This window comes from Flavonifractor sp. An52 (genome assembly GCF_002159385.1).
Lineage (GTDB): Bacteria > Bacillota > Clostridia > Oscillospirales > Oscillospiraceae > Flavonifractor > Flavonifractor avicola.
The window spans coordinates 1-18,070 of record NZ_NFIB01000021.1; the positions used below are offsets into that span (position 1 = coordinate 1).

General features: G+C 51.6%; 14 protein-coding genes. 12 read left to right on the top strand and 2 right to left on the bottom strand.

The window, feature by feature from the left end:
- Nucleotides 1–212: 212 nt before the first annotated feature.
- The 9 genes from B5G06_RS09195 (at nucleotide 213) to B5G06_RS09235 (ending at nucleotide 10,681) form a co-directional block, all read left to right on the top strand.
- On the top strand, nucleotides 213–431 hold the full coding sequence (locus tag B5G06_RS09195) for a helix-turn-helix domain-containing protein (RefSeq protein ID WP_087188786.1): 219 nt from the start codon (nucleotides 213–215) through the stop codon (nucleotides 429–431).
- Nucleotides 432–499: 68 nt separating this feature from the next.
- On the top strand, nucleotides 500–1,759 hold the full coding sequence (locus tag B5G06_RS09200; protein WP_087188787.1) for a DNA cytosine methyltransferase: 1,260 nt from the start codon (nucleotides 500–502) through the stop codon (nucleotides 1,757–1,759).
- A 56-nt stretch (nucleotides 1,760–1,815) separates the two neighbouring features.
- Nucleotides 1,816–3,288, top strand: coding sequence for an ATP-binding protein (locus tag B5G06_RS09205; protein ID WP_087188788.1), 1,473 nt, complete (start codon nucleotides 1,816–1,818; stop codon nucleotides 3,286–3,288).
- Nucleotides 3,278–6,094 (top strand): Z1 domain-containing protein, encoded by a 2,817-nt coding sequence (locus B5G06_RS09210; protein ID WP_158094687.1) that lies wholly within the window; start codon nucleotides 3,278–3,280, stop codon nucleotides 6,092–6,094. The genes B5G06_RS09205 and B5G06_RS09210 overlap by 11 nt, the downstream gene beginning before the upstream one ends.
- A gap of 2 nt (nucleotides 6,095–6,096) precedes the next feature.
- Nucleotides 6,097–7,023, top strand: a complete 927-nt coding sequence (locus B5G06_RS09215) for a PD-(D/E)XK motif protein (protein WP_087188790.1) — start codon at nucleotides 6,097–6,099, stop codon at nucleotides 7,021–7,023.
- Between the two features lie 4 nt (nucleotides 7,024–7,027).
- Nucleotides 7,028–9,103, top strand: coding sequence for an AIPR family protein (locus B5G06_RS09220; protein ID WP_087188791.1), 2,076 nt, complete (start codon nucleotides 7,028–7,030; stop codon nucleotides 9,101–9,103).
- A 46-nt stretch (nucleotides 9,104–9,149) separates the two neighbouring features.
- A complete protein-coding gene (locus tag B5G06_RS09225) occupies nucleotides 9,150–9,593 on the top strand; it encodes a very short patch repair endonuclease (protein ID WP_087188792.1) in 444 nt (147 codons plus the stop codon).
- A 177-nt stretch (nucleotides 9,594–9,770) separates the two neighbouring features.
- Nucleotides 9,771–10,304 (top strand): GDSL-type esterase/lipase family protein, encoded by a 534-nt coding sequence (locus tag B5G06_RS09230; protein WP_087188793.1) that lies wholly within the window; start codon nucleotides 9,771–9,773, stop codon nucleotides 10,302–10,304.
- Entirely contained in the window at nucleotides 10,301–10,681 is a 381-nt protein-coding gene (locus tag B5G06_RS09235) for a rhodanese-like domain-containing protein (RefSeq protein WP_087188794.1), read from the top strand. Before B5G06_RS09230 ends, B5G06_RS09235 begins: the two co-directional genes overlap by 4 nt.
- Before the next feature lie 85 nt (nucleotides 10,682–10,766).
- On the opposite strand, the gene B5G06_RS09240 is transcribed toward B5G06_RS09235, so the two are convergent.
- Both B5G06_RS09240 and B5G06_RS09245 read right to left on the bottom strand, forming a co-directional pair.
- Entirely contained in the window at nucleotides 10,767–11,636 is an 870-nt protein-coding gene (locus tag B5G06_RS09240) for a hypothetical protein (protein ID WP_087188795.1), read from the bottom strand.
- Complete coding sequence (locus B5G06_RS09245) at nucleotides 11,626–14,703, bottom strand: RNA dependent RNA polymerase (RefSeq protein WP_242955428.1); 3,078 nt, start codon at nucleotides 14,701–14,703, stop codon at nucleotides 11,626–11,628. The genes B5G06_RS09240 and B5G06_RS09245 overlap by 11 nt, the downstream gene beginning before the upstream one ends.
- 218 nt (nucleotides 14,704–14,921) lie before the next feature.
- Here B5G06_RS09245 and B5G06_RS09250 point away from each other — a divergent pair, with 218 nt between their 5' ends.
- The 3 genes from B5G06_RS09250 to mobP3 all read left to right on the top strand — a co-directional run bounded on the left by B5G06_RS09250 (nucleotide 14,922) and on the right by mobP3 (nucleotide 18,052).
- Complete coding sequence (locus B5G06_RS09250) at nucleotides 14,922–15,509, top strand: helix-turn-helix domain-containing protein (RefSeq protein WP_242955430.1); 588 nt, start codon at nucleotides 14,922–14,924, stop codon at nucleotides 15,507–15,509.
- Between the two features lie 180 nt (nucleotides 15,510–15,689).
- A complete protein-coding gene (locus B5G06_RS09255; RefSeq protein ID WP_087188796.1) occupies nucleotides 15,690–16,124 on the top strand; it encodes a hypothetical protein in 435 nt (144 codons plus the stop codon).
- The gene (gene mobP3 / locus B5G06_RS09260; RefSeq protein WP_087188797.1) at nucleotides 16,112–18,052 is read left to right on the top strand and encodes a MobP3 family relaxase; all 1,941 of its coding nucleotides are present in this window, start codon (nucleotides 16,112–16,114) and stop codon (nucleotides 18,050–18,052) included. Before B5G06_RS09255 ends, mobP3 begins: the two co-directional genes overlap by 13 nt.
- The last annotated feature ends 18 nt before the right edge of the window (nucleotides 18,053–18,070 follow it).

An 18,070-nucleotide genomic window follows, 5' to 3' on the forward strand; every position in this document is an offset into this window, starting at 1 on the left:
CGTTGGGAGCATGTCAATGTCTTGGAAAATGTTTGTAAGAGTTACTTCCAGGTACCTTTTTGCAAGATTAACTTCCGCATGACTGGCCACCCAACCGGAAGTTAGTTTTTCAATTGAGGTTGGGATGTGCATTGGCAGTATGGCTGCAGTAGACCGAATGCTCTGCCAGACGGCAGAGCATTTTTCATATATCAGTATGGAGGAGATATTTTATGGCTGTCAGTTATAAAAAGCTCTGGAAGTTGCTCATTGATAAGGATATGAAGAAGAAAGACTTATGCGAAAAGGCTGGCATCAGCCCGGCATCCGTTACTAAAATGGGGCGGAATGGTCATGTTTCCACAGAGATCCTCCTGAAGATTTGCACGGCACTGGATTGCGGTATCGAGGATATTATGGAGATTGTGCCTGAAACAAAATGTAGAGACTGATGTTGTCCAGTTTATAGGACAGATAAACTTTTAAGATTATATTAGCACTCAGAAGAGGATTGACAACTATGCCCAAATATCTTGATTTATTCGCTGGTGCGGGTGGCCTGTCTGAAGGCTTTATCCGCGCGGGCTTCGAACCTATAGCTCATGTGGAAATGGATGTGGCTGCAAGCTATAGTCTTAAGACCCGTATGGCGTACCATTGGCTGAAGCGAAACAATAAGTTGAATATATATACTCAATATCTCAACGGAGAAATTTCTCGTGAAGAATTCTACGAAAAAATACCCAAGCCCATCCTTAATTCGGTTTTAAACTATGAAATTTCCGAAGAAACTCTGCCGGCTATTTTCTCAGAGATTGATGCCATGCTAAACGGCAAACATTTGGATTTGATTGTTGGTGGCCCGCCTTGCCAAGCATATTCCCTTGCAGGAAGATCACGCTCTGAAAGTAAGATGATTGGTGATAAACGTAGCTATCTCTATAAATTGTACGCAGAATTTTTAAGGCGTTATGAGCCTGAATATTTCGTGTTTGAAAACGTGGTTGGGTTACTATCTGCCAAAGACGAAGATGGCACGCTGCACTTTGAGAATATGCGCAAGCTATTTAAAGACTATGGCTATTCCACAGAATTTCGCACTTTGAATGCATCAGACTATGGGGTTCTGCAAAACAGGAAAAGAATCATTTTGATTGGGAAACGAGGCGGACATGAAGGCTTTTATCCGGAAATCCCAATAATCGAGAACAAACATAAAGCTGGAGAATTATTTTGCGATTTGCCAGCAATAAAAGCTGGCGAAGGTGTCATTACACCTGTGCCGACCAAACCATATTCGGGAAAATATCTCTATAAGTCTGGGATCAAGGAATATGATCTGGAACCAGTTACATTCCATCAGGCGCGTCCTCATACGGAGCAGGATTTGGAAATCTATCGGATAGTTGTAGAAACTTGGAATAAAAAGAAAGAAAGAATCGCCTATACAGATCTGCCGGAAAGATTACGCACTCATAACAACACCAAGTGCTTTTTGGACAGATTCAAAGTCGTTGCAGGAAATCTTCCATACACTCAGACGGTGGTTGCGCATATTTGCCGTGATGGGCATTACTATATTCACCCGGATATTAAACAAAACAGGTCTCTAACTCCCAGAGAAGCAGCAAGAATTCAGACATTTCCGGACAACTATTATTTTGAATCCGTCACTGGGAAACCCTCGCGCACTTTAGCTTATAAACAAATAGGGAATGCAGTTCCGGTGTGCTTGGCATATAGTGTAGCCAAAGCGTTGCGTAACTTTTGGACTCTGTGAATTGGTATTCCTTGTGGGCCTCAAAGATAGCAGACACACAGTTATGAGGTGAGTTTATGAAAGAGAAAATAGTCATGCCATATGCACCAATCCTGGTAGAATCGACACGGTCCATTGGCTACTCCTTTGAAGCTGCGGTTGCAGACATAATTGATAACAGCATCAGTGCATCTGCAACAGAAGTGCATGTGTGTTTCTCATCCAAAGACCCGCAATGGCTGTGTATTGAGGATGACGGATGGGGTATGACGCCACAGGAACTTGAGAACGCTATGCGCTATGGTAGCCAGAGTTCCACAGAGGTGCGCAGGAAGGATGACTTGGGACGATTCGGCCTTGGCCTAAAAATGGCATCTTTGTCTCAGTGCAGAAAGGTAACTGTACTCACCAAAAGAGATGAAGTTATATGTGCGGCATGCTGGAACCTTGACTACATAATTCAACAAGAAAACTGGTCTCTTCAGTTCTTTTCTGAAAACGAGATCGAAAATCTTCCGGGATATCAGTACCTGAGGCTAAAGAAATCTGGCACAGCTGTTATCTGGGAGGGATTTGATCGCCTTAAGCAGGCAGCATCCAAAGTGCAAAAGGCCTTTGATGAAAAAATCGAGCTGACCAGGAAACATGTATCTCTCGTATTTCACCGTTTTTTAAACGATGAAAATCCCAAAAATCGACTGTCTATATATTTCAATGGTGAAGCGGTAAAGGGTATTGATCCATTCTTAACAAAGCACCCTGCAACACAGCCGCTGAGTGAGCAGGTGCTGAGAGTTGCAGCGGAAGAGATCCGTGTAAAACCGTATGTACTGCCCTACATTAGCAAATTGTCTAAGCAGGATATTGCGGCCATTGGTGGTAAAGAGGAATTGCGGCAGAAGCAGGGATTCTACATATACAGAAATAAACGCCTGATTATTTGGGGAACTTGGTTCCGGTTAATCAAGCATAATGAACTGGGAAAACTGGCACGGGTACGAGTGGATATCCCAAACTCTTTGGATCATATTTGGGAAATTGACATCAAAAAATCTCGGGCTTCCCTTCCTCATTTTATCAAAAAGAATCTGGTAGATATTGTTGAAAATACAGTGGGACGCAGCGAACGGGTATACAAATACCGCGGCAGAAATGTACAGACGGATAATCTCGTTCATGTTTGGAATCCCATTGATGATCGAGGCCGACTCCAGTATCAAATTAATCGTCAACTCCCGGTTATCCAGATACTTGAAGCAAACCTGAATGAAGGCGGTGGGGCCATCTTGGAGGCATTTATTAAAATGATTGAGGACGCCTTCCCGTATTCCGACGTATATTACAGAATGGCCAAGAGTGAAGCCAATGTTACAGAAGGCTCATTGGAAACGAATGAAGTATACGGTATGGCAGAGCAGATGGTTCACCAAATCGAGAGCATAGGTGGCGATGTGGCAGCATTCCTGAAAACTATGGATAAGATGGACTTCTTTCTAAAGTATCCGGATGTGGTATCACAGATCAGAGAGGTATATGGTAATGACGGATAATCAGAAGAATATTATCGGCACCATACTGCTGAATATGAGTGCCAGCACGATCCCTGTTACAGAAGAAATGATTTCCAATCTGGTGGACATAAACGATAGCATGAACGCCAGGATGTATGGTACACCCCAAATGACTCCCGAAGAGCGGCAGGAAGTAATTAATGCGCTCCATGCTGCACTTTTTGTCAGAATTGATCGGGGCCATTATGTTAAGGAAAACAATCATGCTCCATGGTACATGGCGGCAAAGGCGGAAAATTCGTCTAAATTCTGGGATCGCTACCGGCTGTATCTCCTGAGGGAAAAACATTGGAATGGCGATACCATTAATGAGCTGGACAAGACAACGGATGAAATTATGGATTTGCTGGGGAATCCTAATCAGACGGATGGATTTATGCGGCGGGGACTGTGTATTGGTGATGTGCAGTCCGGTAAGACCTCTACCTATATTGGTTTGGTCAATAAGGCAGCTGATGCCCATTACCGGGTTATTATTCTCCTTACCGGCACAATTGAAAAATTGCGCCGGCAGACCCAACAACGTATTGACGAAGGATTTATTGGGCTGGACAGCTATGCATTTACTCTTGAGAAGGGGCGTGTTCAGGTTGGTGTGGGTGCCATTGATCCAACTACCAGCGGTTGGGCGGTTACGTCCACCTCAAGTGACTTCAATGCAGCCACTGCCAAAAAGGTAGTCGGACAGTTATCAGGTATCAGCGCACCAGTAATTTTTGTCCTGAAAAAGAACAAGAGTGTCCTGGAAAAGCTGGAGCATTGGCTTAGATTCTATAATATCAACCCCATAACCAAAAAAATTGATTTGCCTATGTTGCTGATTGATGACGAGGCTGACAATGCTTCCGTTAACACCAAGGCAGACGATGTTACGGCTATTAACAAGGGTATTCGAAAGCTGCTGGCACTTTTTGAACGGGCCAATTATGTCGGCTTTACTGCCACACCCTATGCCAATGTGTTTATTGATCCCGACTCTGAAGAGGAGATGCTGAAACACGATTTGTTTCCCCGGGATTTCATTTACGCTCTTGAAGCACCGGACAATTACATCGGTGCACGCAGTATTTTTGGTGAAGATGCTCCCTGTGGATATATGCTGGAATCCAACGATGATTGTGAATATGCCCTTCCTATTGTCCACCGAAAGGAAGATGTATTGCAATTCATTCCTGAGAGTCTGAAAGAAGCACTGGCAGCATTCTTTATTGCAAATGCTGTACGTGATTTGCGTGGTGACAAAAAGACCCACCGCACCATGATGATCAATATTTCCCGCTTTATTGCAGTGCAAAACCAGATAACCAAAGTTGTTGACAGCTTTGTCCGTGACTGGAAGCGTGAGATACGCAACTATTATTTGACGGGAAGCGAGGCACTTCAGTACGATTCCTTCAACTTTATTAAGAAAGTCTATGATAAATATTTCAAGCAGTTTGCTTCAAATCCGGATTTCGCAAAACTAAAGCATTATACATGGGAACAGATCCAGGAAGTTTTGTATCCAGCCATTTCCCGCATAGAGGTACGCACTATCAACGGCGGTAATGCGCCCAAAAATCTGGACTATGAGCGTTATGAAAAAGCTCCCGACGATATTGGTTTAAGACTAATTGCGGTTGGCGGACTCAGCCTGTCCAGAGGCCTTACCCTGGAAGGTCTCTGCACCAGTTATTTCTACCGCAATTCTTCCATGTACGACACATTGATGCAGATGGGCCGCTGGTTTGGCTATCGGAATAATTATCAGGATTTATGCAAAATCTGGATGCCTGAACTGTCCATGGCATGGTACAGCTATATTTCCACCGCAACCGATGAACTGCGTGCGGAAGTGAAACGTATGCAGAACGAGGATATGACTCCTACAGACTTCGGTTTGGCTGTACGATCGGATATTCAGGGCCTTCTGGTGACAGCCCGGAATAAAATGCGGTCTGCCAGAGATTATGAAACTGTTGTAAACTTCAGTGGCGAGGTTGTGGAAACCAAATATGTTCACAGCACTGTGGATGTTCTTCGACGGAATTTTGAAGCAACCACGGATTTCCTTTTGCGCTTGAGAAAAGCCTATACAATTCATCAAGGTTCACCAGAACTCGCGGTAAAACATCCGCAGATTCTTGGGGTAAAAAAAGAAGCTGTTATAGATTTTCTGCAAGGATTCTCTGCTCACACGATGAATACAGCGACGGGATTTGACACTCCTAAAATACTTGATATGTTTAATGAAGATGAAACAGGGGTCTTCGATATATGGGATGTCCTAATCGCTGGCGGTACAACCATCAATAACCCCTCGATACAGTTTGCTGGCTTGAACATCCATCCGGTGGTGCGTAGCTTTGCTTACCGTAAAGATACCAAATCCCTGCAAATGTCTGGCAAAAACTCCCGACTTGGCAGTAAGGATCTGGCCAAAGGTGGCATGACACAAAAACAGGTTGACGACATGGAAGCCGGGCATGGTGGGAACGGAAAATCTTTCAGTGAAAACTTTTATTTTAAATCTGGCATCAAGCGCAACCCTCTGTTGGTTATATATCCTGTGAAACTGACTCCGCCTAAAGATAATGAAGCAGACGAACAGAAAAAAGCCAAGCAGGATATTATCGATGCTGTGGACTTCCCGATTATTGGTCTTAGCATTGGCGTTCCGGCCATTAAGGGCATGGAGCGAATCAGTCTGAGGTATAAAGTGAATAAGCAGAAGTGGATGGAAATCTTTGGCGCTGATAGTGCGGATGATTTCGATGAAATCGACGAGACTATCCCGGAGGATTGATTATGGCTGATATAAAGACAATATTTGGCGCGATCGATCATCTGGACACGTATCAGCGTGTCAACAGCACACATTTGCTGGATTTGTACGTTGGAATTGATGCCGCGGCCAGATGGACCTTGCTGTTGATTAGCGAATACCCGCCAATGAAGGTTACATCGTCCCGCATGATTCTGGTCAAATCCGGCAGACGTCCTGATAAAAAGTGGTCTCTTTCTTTTTCTCTTATTGATGACAGCTATAGCGATATGTTTGTCCTGTTTTGTGAGGATATTATCTGTTCTTCTTCCTGTATCACGAGTAAAGAGAAAGCCGCCAGATTTGTGGGAAAACGATATAAAGAGTGGCGGGAAATGCTGGCAAATACCCCTGGCGGCATACTTTCCCCGAAAGAAATAAAAGGTCTTCTGGGGGAAATGTATTTCCTGAAGGTTTTCCTCTGCCCCCGATATGGCGCAAAAGAAGCTGCTCTGTCCTGGACCGGTCCCAGGCATTTGCCGCAGGACTACATAATTGATGATACCTGGTATGAGGTCAAGACGGTGTCAAGCAGCAGAGCTGAAGTTACTATATCTTCAATCGAACAGTTGGACTGTGTAAAACCGGGAGAACTAATAGTTATCAGAGCGGATAAAACCAGTGTGACCAATACGGATGCAGTCAATCTGAACACGCTGTATAAAGAATTGCTTGCAACGCTTTCCGATGATGACGCCAGAGAGCAGTTGTCCACAATGCTGTTACATTATGGGTACTATCCCAGACCTGAATACGAGGGAGAAGAATACACATTTGAAATTAAGGGAACAGCCAGATATGCGGTATCTACCGATTTCCCGTGTATCCGGCGAACCAATTTGCCCCAAAGTATAACTGAAGCAAAATATTCCCTGTCGATTGCTGCCATTGATTCTTACAGGAAGGAGTGAATCCGTGGATATCAAGGAATTCAGAAATGGAATATTGGATGAGATACATCTCAACGCATCCATCAACGGAACATCTCCCCGGGAAGAGTTTCTGGCGATGTATTCCGGTACACTGGTTGAAGCGGAAGAGTTTGAGGATTTTGAGCAACTGGCTTATGAAGGTGTTGGTTCCCGGAACAGAAGAATCCTGATTGACGGTTACTACTACAGCGAGCTGGAAAACTGTCTCATCATTGTCGCTTGCCCCTTCTCCGACAGCATCGAAATTCAGTCTTTAACCGCCAAGGATGCAGAGGTACATTTTAATCGGGCCAGAGCTTTTGTAGAGGAGTCAAAGTCTGGATTTATACAAAAATATGCCGAAGAAAGTTCTCCGGGGTATGGTCTGGCAATAGACATTCAAAAGCGGTATGCCAATGTTGCGAAGTATAAATTTTACCTTCTAACCGATATGGCAATGAGCAGCCGTATTCGTGAGATACCCAGCACCAAAATTGGTGACGCTGTTGCTGAATACCATATCTGGGATATTGCACGTTTGCAAAGCCTGTATGCATCCAAAACAGGTAAAGAGGATATTATTATAGATCTGAGAGAGTTCTCGGAAAACGGCATCCCCTGCCTGCAGGCTGGCTCCAACGAAGAATATACAGCGTACCTGTGCAATATTCCGGGCTACATATTGGCCTACCTGTATAACACATATGGAGGCCGTTTACTGGAAGGAAATGTGCGTTCCTTCCTGTCTGCAAAAGGCAAAATCAATAAGGGGATTCGAAATACTATCCTGAACGAACCCAGTATGTTTTTTGCATATAATAACGGTATTGCGGCGACGGCTTATGCGGTGGAAGTGGAAACCGGTAGCGGTTGCACATATATCACGAAAATCACATCTCTTCAGATTGTCAACGGTGGGCAGACTACTGCTTCTTTGGCTGCAGCAATTATAAACGATAAGGACCGTGCAAACGGACTGCGGGATATCTATGTCCCCATGAAATTATCTGTGGTTACTCCGGAAAAGGCAATGGTGTTGATTCCGAATATTGCAAAATACGCTAATAAGCAGAACAAAGTCAGTGATGCTGACTTTTTCTCTAACCATGCGTTTCATGTCAGAATGGAAGATTTCTCCCGAAGAGTTCTTGCACCTGCAGTTATGGGTAATCAGTACGGAACTTACTGGTATTACGAACGGACCCGTGGCCAGTATAAGCAGGAACAGAGCCGTATGACCAAGGCCGAGAAAGATAAGTTTCTTATCCAGCATCCTAAGGCGCAAATGTTTACAAAAACCGATTTGGCAAAATTTTATAACACTTATCGCCAGCTTCCACATCAGGTCAGTACCGGCGCCCAGAAGAACTTTATCCAGTTTGCAGAATGGACCAGTGCAGCATGGGACAAGGACGAGGCGGCCTTCAACGAGAGGTTCTTCCGACAGATTGTGTGTCTGAATATCATGTACAAAAAGGTCGATTACATTGTAAAGCACGCTTCGTGGTATGAGATGGGTTATAAGGCACAGGTTGTAGCCTATACGCTGGCGTATTTATTCTATCGAATCGGAACGGAGTGTCCGGATTGTGCGTTCGATTTCAAGACAGTCTGGAACCAGCAGAATGTATCACACGCCACCGAAATGGAACTGGGAAAAATTGCAGAGGCAATGTACTATCATCTGGTTTCCCCGAATAGAGAAGTGCAGAATGTTACGGAATGGGCCAAGCGTGAGGCGTGCTGGAAAAAAGCAAAGACTATTTCACTCCCGCTTAGTGCCAACTTCAAAAAGGAGCTGGTCAGTTCCGAAGAAGATGCTGAAGCGAAGAAAAGCGCCCGCCAAGAGCAGAAACAGGAGAACAGTGCATCTGCTATGATTCAGGTAGCGGAATACGGTATCGAGAACTGGAAAGCACTGCTTACGTGGGGAATTCAAAATCGTATTTTTAACCCACAGGAGATTTCTTTTCTCAAAGCAGCGATTTCAATGGAGAGTGGAAAATTTCCGAGCGAAAAGCAGTGTGGTCGTATTTTACAAGTATTAGAAAAGGCCAGAGAAGAGAGCTGGCCCCATTAAGCAATGCTTGGCCCGTTAATTCCTCTTGGCAAAGGAGTGACATGTCATGGCAGATGTGCATACGCCGGAACAACGCAGATACAATATGTCTCGAATTCGCAGTAAAAATACAAAACCGGAAGAATTGGTTAGAAAATACCTGTTTTCGAAAGGTTTTCGATACAGGAAAAATGATGCCAGGCTTCCAGGAAAACCGGATATTGTTCTGCCAAAATATAAAACTGTAATTTTTGTGAATGGCTGTTTTTGGCATGCACATGAAGGCTGTAAGTATTTTGTATGGCCAAAAGACAACGCTGACTTTTGGAAAAAGAAAATAGAAGGCAATGTTCGTCGTGACAAAAAGAATTTCGAACTTCTTGCCGCTATGGGGTGGAGAGTAGTTACGATATGGGAATGTGAGCTTAAGAAAAGTGTGGTACACAAGACATTGGTGCAGTTGGAAGAGGAACTTCTTGGTATCAACACAAGGCCGACAAAGGAGAAATAGATTTCAAAGCGACTGCTGAGCAGATTGGTCAGCAAATGTTCCGAAGTGGCACAGTATTTTGAATGGTTCCATGTTCTTTGGCATTTAAAAATGTACGCTGGCAATCCCTATGATAAAACGGTTTACTGCTTGGATACTGCAATGTTTCATGGTGAATCAAGATGGGAACGTGACAAAATGGACATTATCTGCTTTGGCGACTCGAATACCTATGGCTATGACCCCCGGGGCTATTTCGGCGGACGTTATGACGCGGACTGCCGGTGGGTGGATATTCTGGCCGTGGAGAACGGATGGACGATCTTCAACATGGGGCAGAACGGCCGGGAGATTCCAGCCACTGTCCCAGCCTTCCCTGCTGACACCGATCTGCTGATCGTCATGCTTGGGACCAACGACCTGCTCCAGGGGCGAAGCCCGGAGCAGGCTGCCGAGCGGCTGGAGCGTTTTCTCTATGGCATTTCCCTGGACCGAAACAAGATCCTGCTGGTCGCACCGCCGCCAATGGCTTTGGGCGAGTGGGTCCCCAGCCCACAGCTCATTGATGACTCCTGCACCTTCGCCCGGCTCTGCCAAACCCTGGCGGAGCAGCTGGGTACCCGCTTTGCCGATGCCGGGAAGTGGGACATCCCCTTGGCCTATGACGGCGTACACTTCACGGAGCAGGGCCACAAGGCCTTTGCCACCGGACTTTTGGAGGAACTCAAATGAAACGAATCATTCCTTTCCTGCTTGCCCTTTTCCTGCTGACCGGATGCGGCGGGACTGCCGCAGGCGATGCCTACCAGCAGATCACCCAGGAAGAGGCAAAAGAGATGATGGACACCCAGGAGGTCATCATCCTGGATGTGCGGGAGCAGGACGAGTACGACAGCGGCCACATTCCCGGCGCAGTGCTGTTGCCGGTGGGCAGTATTGACGAAACGACCGCCGCCGAGGTGATCCCTGAGAAGGATTCCACGGTGCTGGTCTACTGCCGCAGTGGAAACCGCAGCAAGACCGCCTCCTCCACGCTGGCCGAGCTGGGCTACACCAACATCTACGAATTCGGCGGCATCAACACCTGGCCCTATGAAACAGAGCCGTGAGGCAGGCAGAGGACACAAGCGGCACAAAGTATGCGCCGCCTAAACAAAGAAATACGGGACTGGCCGCACAGGCCAGTCCCGTCGCTTATTTCGGCAGGTATTCCTCCCTGACCCGGTAGCGGCTGATGCCGAAACTGTTGCTTCGCTCGATGACCTCCTGGGGGAACTGGTTCAGATATTTCCGGCCGAAGTTGGTGTTGCCGAAGTAGCAGTCAAAATTGGTTACAGGGAGCACCACCCAGTCGCTGTCCTCCGGGCGGTTGGCCAGATAGTAGGCCACCAGGGTGGGCAGGATATTGGAAGGCATTTTCTCAGGGCGTACCTGCTCAAGCCGTTCTGCCAGCTCCGCCGGCAGCTCCGGCTCCGTGCAGCGCAGGGGGCCCAGCTCCAGGGCGTCGGCGATCATATCGTCAAAGCGGATCGTCCACGCACCCTCTGTCAGGGTGGAAAGGCGCTCCGTCTGATACTGAAGCACTTTGCTGCGCCACTCATGGTCAAACCGCTTGTCCAGCTTCCCGGCGGAAGCCGCATAGTTCTTATGGACCAAGTCCGGGTGCGCCAGAGCAAACTGCATGGCCCTGTGAAAGTGGCGGCTGAACCAGCCCCAGCCCTCCTCGTCCACCAGCTTGGGGAACTGCTCGTGGAGCGGCGCGAAATCGGTGCGGTGCTGCCACTCCTCATGGAGCGCGCCGCGGCGCTCCGGAATGCTGCACCAGGCGCACAGGCCGTCGTAAGCAAAACCGATCTTATCCCTCGGATCGCCGGGCAACAGGGGGCCGTCCGGAGCGTGAAATAAAAAGCCGCGGGCCAGGATGGTCAAAATGCGGTTCATGCCGCTGAAGTCCCGCAGGGCCTCGAAGGTGAACCGCCCCAGCCAGGCGGTGTCCTTTTTGCCGGAAGCCCGATATGCCACCGGCTCCGTATAGTCTAAAAACTCCTGCCATTCATTCAGCATGGCGCACCTCCAACACATTGGGCTCGAGTGCATCCAGCAGCAGATCCCACAGCAGATTCCGCTTGCCCAGGGCCTCTATATAGCGCACCGCAGTCTGCGGACGAACGATCCTGTTCATCAGCTGGCGGCACCGGGCGGATACCGCCTCCCGGTAATGCTGGGAATTCCGCTTGCTGAGATACGCATCCATCAGCTCATCAAATGTCGCTGAGTCTCCGGGGCGGTGCAGCTGTCGCTTTTTCTGCTGTTCATTCTCCTGCTGGATATCAAAGAGCAGGTCGCTCAAAACCCGATATCCACCGCTGCGGAAATCAGAAAACAGGTCAAAGAGCGGTTCAAACTCCGGCAGCCAGGTGAGGAGGAACTGCATCCGTTCATCTTCCCGCAGGAACTGCCACCTGGCCTCATTCAGCGCCGTCCAGATCTCCGCCACCCGCTCCGGAGGCAGGCTCCCCAGCTGGGCGTACAGCTCATCGGTGTCCCAAAGCTCCTCCTGCCCGCGGGCAAAGAGGATGCGGGCGATGTCGCTCTTTCGTTTCTTTTCACTGGGCTCCACCCGGCAGGCCCGGATGCGGGACAGGCAGGCTGCATAGTCACGCAGCAGGGCGGAGATCTGCTCTAAAATTTCCCCGTCGAGATGTTCCTTCCAATCGGGCTGCTGGGCAAAGGTGAAGAGCTCGTGATCCTTGGCGGGCTTGGCTCTGGCGGCCGGCGTATGCTTTTTCAGCTGAAGGGCCAGATACGGCAGGCGCTCCAGATTGGAGTCTACCTTGTCCCAGTCGATTTTTTTGAAAAAGGCTTTGATGCGCTGCTGGTGGGTCTCCTCATACCAGGCCCGGCGTGTCTCCTCAGCGTCCTCCACCAGATTTTTATACTGGAGGAAAGGTGTCCGCCGCACCCGCCGCTTTTTCAGATACTCATCCAGATCCGGGCGGATGCCGCTCTTGGCCGAGTCGATCTCCAGCCCGGTCAGAATGGCCAGCACTTCGGTTTCGTTCTGAAGGCGTTTGCGCTCCTCTGCGTCTGAGTTTTCATTGTAGGCGATGATGCTGCGATCCAACGCGGCGTTGCAGATCTGTCCCACCCGGGAGGAGAAGGTGCCCCGCACCACTTCAAACCGGGCTTCCCAATCCTCTGCGCTGCGGATCAGGGGTGTTGCGGATGGGATCATCAGTAGCGGGATGTTGGCCTCGTTGGAAAGCGCGTCGTCCGCGCTACCACGCGATGCCTCATAGTTTCGGCGGACGCACTCGTTCAAAATGGGGTCGGCGATGGTCTTGACCATATCCCCGTCATAGTCCGCGCCGCCCAGCCGCTCCGCCGCCAGCATGGTGGAGTCCACCATGACCAGATCGGTGAGATGCCGGAAATAGAAATGCCGCATCTGCCGCTTTTCTTTCTTGGCGTCGTAGGAGGAGAGCTGCAGTTCCTCATTTCTCGCAATATGGGGATTGCGCAGCAGGGTGCAGGTGTCTCTGTGCTGATAGGCCGCGCCGGGAGCGTAGAAGGCACTGGTTTTGAATCGTAAGCTTTTGGTCACATCATTAAAAGCCTTGTTCCGCTTCTTCTGAGGAAGCGTTTCCAGCAGATAGCTTAAAAAGTCCATCAGATCGCCGGAGAGATAGCGGTTGTCCCCGGCCACGATCAGCCGCCCCAGAGAGTAGTTCTTCAAAATCTGTTTCGCCCTGCCGGCCAGCTCCTGCTGGTAGATCGGTTCGCCGATCATGCGCGGATTTTTGCGCAGGATCTCTCCCAGCAGATGCTCCCGGTTTTTGCGAAAGGGCAGAATGCCCCAGCGGTTCATCCGCTGCAGAAAGTATTCCTGCTGGAAGGTCCTGTTGGCGCAAAAATTGTAGTAGGCTACCTCGGTCTGCTTGGTGAGCCAGTTCCGCTCGTCCTCTTCCGGGCTGTGATCCCAGCCGTCGGGCAGATCCCGGGGGCGGAACTCCTCCTCCCGGATGGATACCGTGTTCAAAAACTGGTAGTTCAGTTCGGTGTGGGTCTCCGGCTTTACCTTGCTCACGTTGGTGATGTACAGAGCGTGGCGGTAGCGCCGGAATGCGTCCCAATAGTCTGCCCAGGTCATCCCGCTGTCCTTCAGCCAGCCAAAACCCTTGAACATACTCTTGGTGAGAATGATGTCCACGTCCTTGACGTTGTGCTCCTGCCCCCAGCTGTCCCGAATCACGGTCTGGCCGCACAGATCCAGAATCTCCTGGAAGTCCACCTGATGCACCATCCCCTTGATGTAGGGCAGACGGATCTGAAAAGAAGTGTGGACGACAGCGCCGCAGAGCGCCCGGTCGATGACCTTGGCGTACTGCTTGGAGATAAGCCCTTCTCCGTCAAAGCAGGTAATGGGAATGTCCATCCGGCGCTCCACCCGGTGATACTTCCGGGTGCTGTTCTGGGTGCCGTCGTCTTCCACCGTGACGACCGGGACGCCCCTGGTCATCACCACGGGGTTGTCCACCACGATGACACGGTGGGGGTTGTCAAGGTCGATCCCGTCCAGCCGTGTGCCGCTGGAAAGCATCAGGCCGTTGTAGGCGTAGAGCTTGCTGAGCTGACAGTCGCCGATGGTCATGTCCATCTGGATGCGGCGGCGCACCTGATCGTACACATCCTCCCGGAGAAAGGACAGCTTGCTCTGGCGGCTCATGCTGCCCGAGCGCTCGAAGGCGAGATAGCGGTGCATCCCCGATCCCAGATCCAGGCACACGCCCTCCGGGCGGAACATATCCCGGGCCTTCTCCTGGCGGATCTGCTGGCGGGGCAGTGTGCTGCTGCGGTCGAAGATCCCGGAGAAGTCCATGTAAAAAATCACATCGGATAATCCTTCGATGGGCCGGTCGTCTGTCGGCTCGGAAAAGTCATCTCCCTGCACGACGCACATGATCTGAAAGAACAGCGCGTTGCCGTCCTGCTCGTGAAGGGCGGAAACCCGCTTGCACTTTTCCGTCGCCGCCCGGTCAAGGGCAAAGTGCCACTGCCCGTTTTCCTGCGCGGCATAACTCATCACTGCCCGGGCGGACAGTTCAAAAATACGGTATTTGCTCTGGCCCATCATCTCACCTCCGGATGGTCTCATTCTATCACAGAGAAGTGAAAAAAGAAATATAGACACTGCTCCCACAAATTTTGCGGGAGCGTTTTATTTTGTGTGAGAAAGGAGGATGGATGCGGTGAACATTTGAATCTGTGCCGGTCTGCCGCCGCCGCTCTGCGCGGCGGCGCTCAAAGAGAAATCCGTTCTGTGGAGATGAAAAAGAAAGGTGGTGCAAAATGAAGTTTCAACAGTGGCCCAAACGCGATCCCCGCAAAAACTATTTTCTGGTTCCCAACGAAGTGTTTCACATCGGTCTCAGTCACCCGGAGATCTCGATCTACTGCTACCTGCTGAGCATCGAGAACAGAGAAACCTATCAGTGCTGGCCCAGCTACAAAACCATCGGCAAGGCGCTGGGCATGTGCGAAAACACGGTCAGCAAGTATGTGCGCAGCCTGGAGGAGAAAGGTCTCATCCACACCGAGCCGACCATGATACGGAGCAAGGACGGCAGGCCGCTCAACGGAAACCTGCTCTACACCATCCGCCCCATCCAGGCGGCGATGGAATTGTTCTACGAGCGGCAGTTCCGGCAGTTGGACGAGGACGCCGCCCGTCAGAGGGCGGCGGAGCGGCTGGCGGAATCCGCCCGCAGAAGCCACCAGAACGCCCTGTGTGCGCCTTTGGGGGAGCCTGCGGGGGTGGATACCCCCTCGGGCGTGGAGGGCGGATTTGGGCCGCTTTCGAAGGCGTTTCCAGAGCTGGCTCCTGAATCGCTTCCGGGAGTGGAGGAAAACGCGGGGACGGAGGAAAAAGCAGGATAAAACCCTGGCGCCGCAAGCGCCGCCTGGGCGGTCACTTCTGCCCGCAGTGCGGGCAGTTTCGGGGGTGCGAAAGCTGGCGTCTTGGACGGTCGAAAAAAGGGCCATTGGCGTCAGCTTTCCCACAAAGCCCCGTGTTGCAGGCTTTTTGCCGATGTCTGTTTGGATGAAAGGAGGATTTTTATGGGTAACGAAACAAAAGAGCGGCTCCCGCTGCGGATGAAGCCGGAGACCAGCCGCAGGCTGGAGCAGTGGTATGCCGCGGACAACTGCCGGAGCAAAAACGAGTTTGTGGAAAAGGCCGTCAACTTTTATGTGGACTATCTGGAGATGCAGGATGCGCAGTCTCTGCTGCCCACGGCGCTCCTGGCTGTGCTGGACGGCAGGCTGGGCCGGCTGGAGGATCTCATCGCCAGGCGGGAGTACACCCGGGAGGTGGAGCTGGATATAATCATCGGGATCATCGCGGACGCGATGGAGATCGACCGGGACGATCTGAAACGCAGGCGGGCGGAGAGCGTTCGGAATGTGAAAACCACCAACGGTCTTATCTCGCTGGAGAAGCGGGCGCGCGCCGCCGGGGAGCCGAACTGGGATGGTGACCAATGGCAAGACTGATCTTGAAAAGCCCCTATATCAAGAGCACCGGCGGCGCGGCGGGCTACCTGCGCTACATCGCAACCCGGGAGCGGGTAGAGATCCTGCCGGATGACCGTCCACCCACCCGCAAGCAGGAGCAGCTCATCGCCAAGCTGGTGAAGGACTTCCCGGACACCAAAACCCTCTATGAGTATGCGAGCTACCAGGCCAAGCCCACCAAGGCGGCGGCCTCTGCCTTCCTCACGCTGGCACTGGAATCCAACTGGGACGCGCTCCGTCAGTCGGAGCAGTATCTGAAGTATATCGCCACCCGGCCCCGGGCGGAGCGGCTGGGTTCCCACGGTCTGTTCGGCGACAGCGACGGCGTGTCGCTGGAAAAGGCGATGGAGGAACTGGAGCAGTACACCGGAAATGTATGGACGCACATCCTCTCCCTCAAGCGGGAGGACGCGGCGCGTCTGGGCTTCGACAACGCCGCGGCGTGGAAAAATCTCATCCGCGCCCACCGCAACGAGATTGCGGCGGCGATGAAAATACCGCCCGCAGACTTCCGCTGGTACGCGGCCTTCCACGACGAGGGCGAGCATCCGCACGTCCACATGATGGCCTGGTCGGCCAAACCCGGACAGGCCTATCTCACCAAAGAGGGCATCCGCCAGATCAAATCCAGGCTGACCAACGACATCTTCCGGGACGAGATGCTCCACCTCTACGAGCAGAAGTCGGAGTCCCGGGACGAGCTGGTGCGGCAGGCGCGGCGGGCCATGCTGGAGCTGGTGCAGGCGATCCAGGCCGGCCTGTGCGACCACCCGGAGGCCGAGCGGCTCATGCAGGAGCTGGCAATGCAGCTGGGGACGGTCAAGGGCAAGAAGTCCTACGGCTACCTTCCCAAGCGGCTCAAGGGGCTGGTGGATGAGATCGTGGATCAGATGGAGCGGCTTCCCATCGTGCGCCAGTGCTACGACCAGTGGCTCCTGCTCCAGGGAAAGGTGGATGGCTACTACCACGACACGCCCCGGGAGCGGCTCCCGCTGTCCAAGGAAAAGGAGTTCCGGCAGATCAAAAACGCCGTCATCCGGGAAGCGGAGCGGCTGCGTCTGGGCCAAATCACCTTCGAGGACCAGGACATGGGCCAGCGGGACGAGCCGGAGCAGTTCCGGAATGCGTCCTACAATTACTGGACGCTGCAAGAGATCATCCGAAATGAAGAGCTGACGCTGGAGGAGCGGAGCGGCGCGGTATCGGAACTGGAGAAGCTGGCGAAGGGCGGCAACCGCTACTCCCAATACCTGCTGGGCAAGCTCTGGAGAGACGGTCCTCTGCTGATCCCCGATGGTGTGGAAGCCCGGTATTGGTTTGAGCAGGCCGCCCGGCAGGGGCATCTGGCGGCGCAGTACGCTCTGGCCAAACTGTACCTCTCGGACGATCTGGAGGTGCGGGACACCGCGCGGGGCATGGACTGGCTGCGCACCGCCGCGGAAGGCGGAAACCGCTGGGCCATGTACCGGTTGGGCAAAGAGCTGCTTCGCGGAGAGATCACAAAGCAGAACACGGCGGGCGCGGTGGAGTGGTTCACCCGTTCTGCCGAGCAAGACAACCCCTATGCCCAGTACCTGCTGGGCAAGCTGTACCTCACGGGAAAGGAAGTTCCCCGGGATGAGGAGCAGGCCGTTCAATGGCTGACCCGGTCGGCGGAGCAGGGGAACGAATACGCCCGGTACCTTCTGGATCACAGGGAGGAACAGCGCCCGCCCGACGTGATGCTGGCAGTGACCCGGCTGCTCTACCACATGAGCCGGGTGTTCCAGGACAACTCTCTGCCCGAGTCCCGCCCCGGCGGCATCCAGATCGACCGCAAGCGGCTCAGAAAGCTGCGGGAGAAGAAGATAGCCCAGGGCCACAAGCCGGACGACCATGAGGAACAGTGGCCGCAAATGACCATGTAATACTGCTTTCTGCTGATC